General features: G+C 57.5%; 8 protein-coding genes. 6 read left to right on the top strand and 2 right to left on the bottom strand.

Annotated elements, in window-relative coordinates:
• Window positions 1-200 (bottom strand): DeoR family transcriptional regulator (locus tag Q8O80_RS12675; RefSeq protein ID WP_305579810.1); only part of this gene is annotated, 200 nt, incomplete at its 3' end.
• A gap of 223 nt (window positions 201-423) precedes the next feature.
• On the opposite strand from Q8O80_RS12675, the gene dctP reads away from it, so the two are divergent.
• The 4 genes from dctP (at window position 424) to Q8O80_RS12655 (ending at window position 4289) form a co-directional block, all read left to right on the top strand.
• Complete coding sequence (dctP, locus tag Q8O80_RS12670) at window positions 424-1422, top strand: TRAP transporter substrate-binding protein DctP (protein WP_305579809.1); 999 nt, start codon at window positions 424-426, stop codon at window positions 1420-1422.
• A 74-nt stretch (window positions 1423-1496) separates the two neighbouring features.
• Entirely contained in the window at window positions 1497-2036 is a 540-nt protein-coding gene (locus Q8O80_RS12665) for a TRAP transporter small permease (RefSeq protein WP_305579808.1), read from the top strand.
• The gene (locus tag Q8O80_RS12660) at window positions 2033-3340 is read left to right on the top strand and encodes a TRAP transporter large permease (RefSeq protein WP_045650590.1); all 1308 of its coding nucleotides are present in this window, start codon (window positions 2033-2035) and stop codon (window positions 3338-3340) included. Before Q8O80_RS12665 ends, Q8O80_RS12660 begins: the two co-directional genes overlap by 4 nt.
• Before the next feature lie 28 nt (window positions 3341-3368).
• Window positions 3369-4289, top strand: coding sequence for an SMP-30/gluconolactonase/LRE family protein (locus Q8O80_RS12655; RefSeq protein ID WP_045650591.1), 921 nt, complete (start codon window positions 3369-3371; stop codon window positions 4287-4289).
• Here Q8O80_RS12655 and Q8O80_RS12650 read toward each other — a convergent pair.
• Window positions 4213-4800, bottom strand: a complete 588-nt coding sequence (locus tag Q8O80_RS12650) for a hypothetical protein (protein WP_305579811.1) — start codon at window positions 4798-4800, stop codon at window positions 4213-4215. The genes Q8O80_RS12655 and Q8O80_RS12650 overlap by 77 nt on opposite strands.
• A gap of 101 nt (window positions 4801-4901) precedes the next feature.
• Here Q8O80_RS12650 and Q8O80_RS12645 point away from each other — a divergent pair, with 101 nt between their 5' ends.
• Both Q8O80_RS12645 and Q8O80_RS12640 read left to right on the top strand, forming a co-directional pair.
• A complete protein-coding gene (locus Q8O80_RS12645) occupies window positions 4902-5651 on the top strand; it encodes an ABC transporter ATP-binding protein (RefSeq protein WP_045650593.1) in 750 nt (249 codons plus the stop codon).
• A partial coding sequence (locus Q8O80_RS12640) for an ABC transporter ATP-binding protein (RefSeq protein WP_305579807.1) occupies window positions 5644-6385 on the top strand: 742 nt, incomplete at its 3' end. The genes Q8O80_RS12645 and Q8O80_RS12640, both read left to right, overlap by 8 nt.

The raw sequence follows: 6385 nt of genomic DNA, 5'->3' as shown, positions 1-6385 counted from the left end.
CTACTTGCGCTCAGCGTTGCTCCGCCATGTGTCCGTTCAACGTAACCACGCTCCGCCAGATAGTCCAGATCGCGGCGCACAGTCGACGGCGAAGCAGCCATCGCCTCCGTGAGCTCGGGAATGGATGCGGCACCCCTGACGCGCAGGTGCTCCAGAATGGCCGCGTGTCGCTGAGCCGGAATGCGTTCCACCCGTGGCATTCGCGAGCGATCCCGGTCAGATGCGTTGAGCTGATTGTTCGTCAATGTGAACCCCTTTATCATCGGCAAAGTATCAGAATTTTACCGACGCCTGTCAACGAAATGATCAAAATAATTCAAAAAACACCATCTATGCTTGACACATTTGGTGTTGCCATTCAAATTCCGTCACTGGAGAGGGTGGCGCGCCATTGCGGCATCGCAACAATGGAGGAAAGATCACATGTATTACCGAAAAGCTGTCGCAGCCGCCTTGGGCACTGCCGTTCTTCTCGCCGGCCTACCAGCGCTGGCCGCCGATACGCAGTGGACCTATTACACCTATTTCGGCGCCAACGATAAGCCGACCCAGTTGCATCGGGCCTTTGCCGAAGATGTTTTGAAGGCCAGCAACGGACGGCTCAAGATTGATGTCTTTGCATCCGGCGAACTACCATACAAATCATCGGACGTCCTCAAGGCAGTGGCGACCGCCCAGATCCAGATGGGCGATGCAGCTATCGGCTCGGTGGCTGGCGATGTCCCCGAGCTGAACGCTCTGTCGATGCCATTTTCCTGCACTTCGATCGACAAATTCTATGACAAGGCCGTCGCTGTTGCACAGCCCTATCTTGAAGAGGTCTTCGAAGGCAAATTCGGTGCTGTCCCGTTGATGCAGTGGGTCATGCCGCCGCAGCAGCTCTGGCTGCGCGAGCCGATTGATAGCATTTCCGGTCTCAAGGGCGTCAAGGCCCGTGCCTGGAACCGTGAGCAGGTGCAGATGATGCAATTGCTTGGCGGAACCGGTGTGACAATCACCCCGGCAGAAGTGATCCCGGCGCTGCAGCGCGGCGTGGTAGATGGAGCATTTACCGCCGCGGTCCCCGCGCTGGACTGGAAGTTCAACGAGGTAACCAAGTTTGGTTACATGATGAACGTCACGCTGGCCCATCAGGTTGCCACGGTAAACAAGGCAGCTTTCGATGCGCTTCCCGAAGACCTCCAAACATTGCTGCGCGACAAGGCCGCCGAATGGGCGCCGAAATATCGTGAAGCCATGATCCAAGGCGACAAGAGTGCGCGGGCTGCCCTCACGGAGGCCGGGATGACGCTGCACGACGTGACGCCGGAAGAGGAAGCCGAACTCCGTTCGGCAACCCGTTCGATATGGGATGACTGGACCAAGCAGAATGGCCAAAAAGCCGGACAGATGCTCAGCGATGTTGCGCAGGCCTGCGAATAGATGAAATCGGGGGCTGCCGGTGGAATTGTCGCTGGCAGCCCAACCTGCATTTTCCTCGTGACAGGGATGAAGCCGTGACCAGTTTCGCGCGTCTGTTTGTTGCCATAGGCAAAGGGTTAGACTGGATGGGTGAATGGTTTGTCGGACTCGCTTCCCTCCTGCTTCTCGCCATGGGAATTTTGATCAACGTTGAAGTCGTTGGTCGATATTTTTTCAATTTCTCGACGCTGATATCCGATGAGTACAGCGGCTATCTGTTTTCCTGGATGACGCTGATCTGCTTCTTCGATGCGCTCAGAACAGACCGGCTGCTGCGCGTTGACGCCCTTGTTACAGGTTTACGGGGCAAGATACGGGATGTGCTGGGGGTGCCGGCCGCATTGATCGGTCTGGGCGTCTCCGTGATCCTGACGCAGGCGACCTACACCATGTGGCATACCAACTGGATGTTCGGTTCGGTGTCACTGCAGCCATCGCAGACCCCGCTTTACATTCCTCAGATGATCATGCCTCTCGGCTTCGGCCTTCTGTCTCTGGGGTATCTGGAACGGCTTGTAGCCGCCGTATTGCGGCTGACAGGGCAGTTGCCCCAACAGGGAAAACATCCACAATGAGCTGGGAAATCGCGCTTCTGATCTATGGGGTCATTGTTATCCTCTGTCTCCTGGCCGGAATCGAAATCGGCGTGGCCATGGCGCTGGTCGGGATCGTCGGTGTCAGCTTTGTTTCCGGCTCGCAGCTGTGGCCGACATTTGGCGACATCATCTGGAACACCACCAATACCTTCACCCTTGTCTCGATTCCGCTTTTTGTGCTGATGGGAGAAATCATCCTGCGCAGCGGTCTGTCCCGGCGGTTTTATGCGGGCATCTCACATTTGCTGGCGCCTTTTCCCGGAGGACTGGCCCACAGCAACATTCTGGGCTGCGCGGTGTTCTCTGCATTGGCCGGATCATCAATGGCGACAGCGATGACTGTCGGCACCGTGGCCGTGCCGGAGATGCGCAAGCGGGGGTACAACGATGCCCTGACGCTCGGGACCCTAACTGGAGGTGGATGCCTGGGAATTCTGATTCCTCCGAGCATTCCCATCATTGTCTACGCCTCCATTGTCCAGGAAAGTGTCGTCGACTTGTTCATCGCCGGCATAGTGCCGGGCCTCCTGCTCGCGTTTCTCTTCATGGTCTATGTCGCGATGGTGTCGCTGCTCCGGCCGGAGATGGCTCCGCGAGCACCCGAGCGTCCGTCCATGGCAGTCATCATCGGTGGGCTGGGCGATACGATCCCTGTGGCGTTGCTGATCCTGGCAATTGTCGGCGGCATGTATTTCGGCGTGGTGACGCCTACTGAAGCGGCAGCCTTCGGTTGTTTGCTCGCCACCCTAGTCGCGCTGCTTTACCGTGATCTGACGCTGGCCTCGTTCCGCGCGGCTCTTCGCAATTCAGTCCTGACTAGCTGCGTAGTTCTGTTCATAACCATCAGCGCCCAGATTCTCAGTTTCGCCATCACCACCTCCGGCATTGGTCGCGGCATAGCCGACGTTCTGGCGCATGCAGGCGTTGGCCCGTTGCTGTTTTTCTGCCTACTCTTCCTGCTCTACTTGGTCATAGGCATGTTTCTTGACGGCCTGTCGATCATGTTGCTGACTGTTCCGATCCTCTATCCCAGCATGATTGCTGCGGGATTTGACGGCATTTGGATCGGTATTGTTCTCGTCGTGTTTATCGAACTGGGTGCGCTCACGCCGCCGATGGGGCTCAATCTCTTCGCAGTCAAGTCCATTGTCCCGGAGACTAGCTTGGGAAAAATAGGGATGGCGTCTCTGCCATTCGCGCTGATCATCGCGGGATTTGGCTTCCTGCTATATGCATTTCCAGAAATCGTCTTGTTCCTCCCGAACATGATGAGAGCACACTGACGGCAACCGAGAAGGTTGTTTGAGGAGAATGCCCATGTTTGCTGCCCCACCGGTTATCGAAACCGAAGTCTTCACCACCATGCCTGATCGTTATCGCTCCCCGGCGCGGCGGTCGGAATGGCTGGAGCAACAACCTCCAGGCAATCCGACCCATTCCTTGATAGAAGGTCCGTCCTTTGATCGAAAAGGCAATTTGTACACGGTCGATATTCCGTTCGGTCGGGTTTTTCGGATCTCGCCGCAGGGCGAATGGACGCTTGTCACCGAATATGACGGCGAACCGAACGGATTAAAGATCCATCGAGATGGGCGAATCTTCATTGCAGATTACAAGAACGGGATCATGCTGCTCGATCCCGACAGCGGCGCGGTTACGCCTGTTCTCCAGCGTGTCAACCTTGAACGCTTGAAGGCCGTCAATGACTTGGTCTTCGCCTCAAACGGGGATCTCTACTTCACCGACCAAGGGCTGACCGGACTTCATGATCCGACAGGGCGTGTGTTTTGCCTCCGGGAAGACGGACGCATCGACTGTCTGCTCGACAATGTTCCCAGCCCCAATGGCATCGCGCTCAATCCCAATGAGACGCAACTCTATGTGGCGGTGACCCGGGCCAATTCCATCTGGCGGGCACCGCTCATGCCGCACGGACGGGTGGCAAAGGTGCAGAACTTCATACAGATGTCCGGCGGCGGCGGTCCGGACGGACTGGCAGTTGACGCCGAAGGCAGTATCTTCGTTGCCCATATCGGGCTCGGCGCAGTTTGGATGTTCACCAACCAGGGTGAGCCTGCCTACCGCATCAAATCATGCCGTGGACTGCACAATACGAATATGGCCTTCGGTGGCCAAGACAACCGTGACCTCTTTATCACTGAATCCGAATCTGGCACGATTTTGAAGGCACGGATGCCGGTGCCCGGGGTGACGATGTTTTCACATCTATGAAACGACCCTTGCGTATTTCGCGGAACTTGCGGATTGATTTCACGATAGTGGGCAGGTTGGTCAAAAAGGTCCATTGGATCTGACCAGAGACCAAACTCTCCTCCAGCCACTTGGAGAAATCGCCGGTTTCGCGGACGGTATCGTACCCACTGCCTTTTCCATGGCCGTAGCGGCGCCCGGCTGGTTGCTGGCAGGCTACATCGCGATGCACTTCTCCAACCGGTTTCTGTCTGGTTTCGTGCATCCGCCGGGAGATGCGCAGGTGGATTTTGGCGAGGCAATAGCCATCATCGGCGGCGTTCGTCAGAAGATCCATTTCTTGCTTCTTTCTCTTTTGCCCATCGGATTCTCCTGTCACGCTGAAAGCCGGCAGAAAGCCTGTCCATTTTTTCGAAGTAAGTCCAGTTATAAGCAGATCGCGATAAGGGATCGGCTTGCGGTTTTTTGCGCGGGAATGTGCCTTCGTGCTGGCGGTCAGAGAGGCGGAGGGGCCTTGATAGCTCCTTGACACCTTCAATTCCGAGACATACCGTCAGGGAAAATCAGACAAAATAATGAGGAGACCTAGCCAATGTTCTTGGCGATAATCCGGGTGAGTGCGATGAACTTTACATGAGCATCGTGCTGAAAGCGGAAGGCCTGACCAAGGAATTCAAGGGCTTTGTGGCTGTCAAAAAGGTCGACCTTGAGGTCGAAGAGGGAACGATCCACGCGTTGATCGGTCCCAACGGCGCAGGCAAAACCACCTGTTTCAACCTGCTGACCAAGTTTCTGCAGCCGACGGCGGGACGCATCACCTTTCAGGGTCGTGACATCACCAACATGTCGCCTGCCGACATTGCGCAGCTCGGGATGGTGCGGTCCTTCCAGATCTCGGCGGTGTTTTCCGATCTGACGGTTCTCGAGAATGTGCGGATCGCATTGCAACGCAAACGTGGCGAAAGTTTCGATTTCTGGCGGTCGGAAAAGATGCTGTCGCAGTTCGATGATGATGCCCGCGGCTATATCGAGGATGTCGGACTGGGCGAATTCACCAACCACCGTGCCGGCGAGCTGTCCTATGGGCGCAAGCGGGCGCTGGAGATTGCAACCACGCTGGCGCTCGATCCTGGAATGATGCTGCTTGACGAGCCCATGGCCGGCATGGCCCAGCAGGACGTGGAGCGGATCTCGGCGCTGATCCGCAGGATCGCCAAGAACCGCACCGTGCTGATGGTCGAGCACAATCTGTCGGTCGTGGCCGATCTTTCCGACAAGATCACCGTGCTTGCGCGCGGCGAGGTCTTGGCGGAGGGCGACTATGCGACCGTCTCGAAATCGCCCGCGGTGATCGAAGCCTATATCGGAGCCGAGCATGGGTGAGACCTTGATCCAGACCGATAGGGTGGCGCCAAGCGCCGACGCCTTGCTGACAGTCAGCGGCCTGAACGGGTGGTATGGCGAGAGCCACGTCCTGCATGGCGTCGAGTTCGATGTGAAGCAGGGCGAGGTCGTCACGCTGCTGGGGCGCAACGGCGCCGGTAAGACATCGACCTTGTGCGCGATCATGGGCCTCTTGGGCAAGCGCACCGGGTCGGTCAAGCTCTTGGGCACGGAGACCATCGCCTTGCAGCCGCGCCATATTGCGCGGCTTGGCATCGGGTTCTGCCCGGAAGAGCGCGGCATCTTTTCGTCCCTCAATGTCGAGGAAAACCTGATGCTGCCGCCGCGCATCGCCGAGGGCGGACTGACCGTGGAACGGATCTATCAGCTGTTTCCCAACCTTCTGGAGCGCCGCCGCAGTCAGGGCACCAAGCTGTCCGGCGGAGAGCAGCAGATGCTGGCAATCGGCCGCATCCTGCGGACCGGCGCCAAACTGCTGTTGCTCGATGAGCCGACCGAGGGCCTTGCCCCGGTGATCGTGCAGCAGATCGGCGCCACGATCCGCGAACTGAAGCAGGAGGGGTTTACGATCGTGCTGGTCGAGCAGAACCTGCGGTTCGCCGCATCGGTTGCCGACCGGCATTGCGAGGTCGAGCAGGGCCGAGTGATCGACATGATCCCCAACACCGAACTCGACAACAATATCGACAAGTTGATCGGCTATATGGGGGTGT

It is taken from the genome of Devosia sp. (assembly GCF_030689745.1).
In the GTDB taxonomy this organism is placed as follows: domain Bacteria; phylum Pseudomonadota; class Alphaproteobacteria; order Rhizobiales; family Devosiaceae; genus Devosia; species Devosia alba.
Note: the sequence above shows the minus strand (reverse complement) of the source record. Positions and strands in the feature narration are given on the sequence as shown.

Excerpts from the sequence above, each read along its gene's own strand:
- dctP (WP_305579809.1), top strand. The coding sequence starts at position 424 with ATGTATTACCGAAAAGCTGTCGCAGCCGCCTTGGGCACTGCCGTTCTT.
- Q8O80_RS12660 (WP_045650590.1), top strand. The coding sequence starts at position 2,033 with ATGAGCTGGGAAATCGCGCTTCTGATCTATGGGGTCATTGTTATCCTC.
- Q8O80_RS12655 (WP_045650591.1), top strand. The coding sequence starts at position 3,369 with ATGCCCATGTTTGCTGCCCCACCGGTTATCGAAACCGAAGTCTTCACC.
- Q8O80_RS12645 (WP_045650593.1), top strand. The coding sequence starts at position 4,902 with ATGAGCATCGTGCTGAAAGCGGAAGGCCTGACCAAGGAATTCAAGGGC.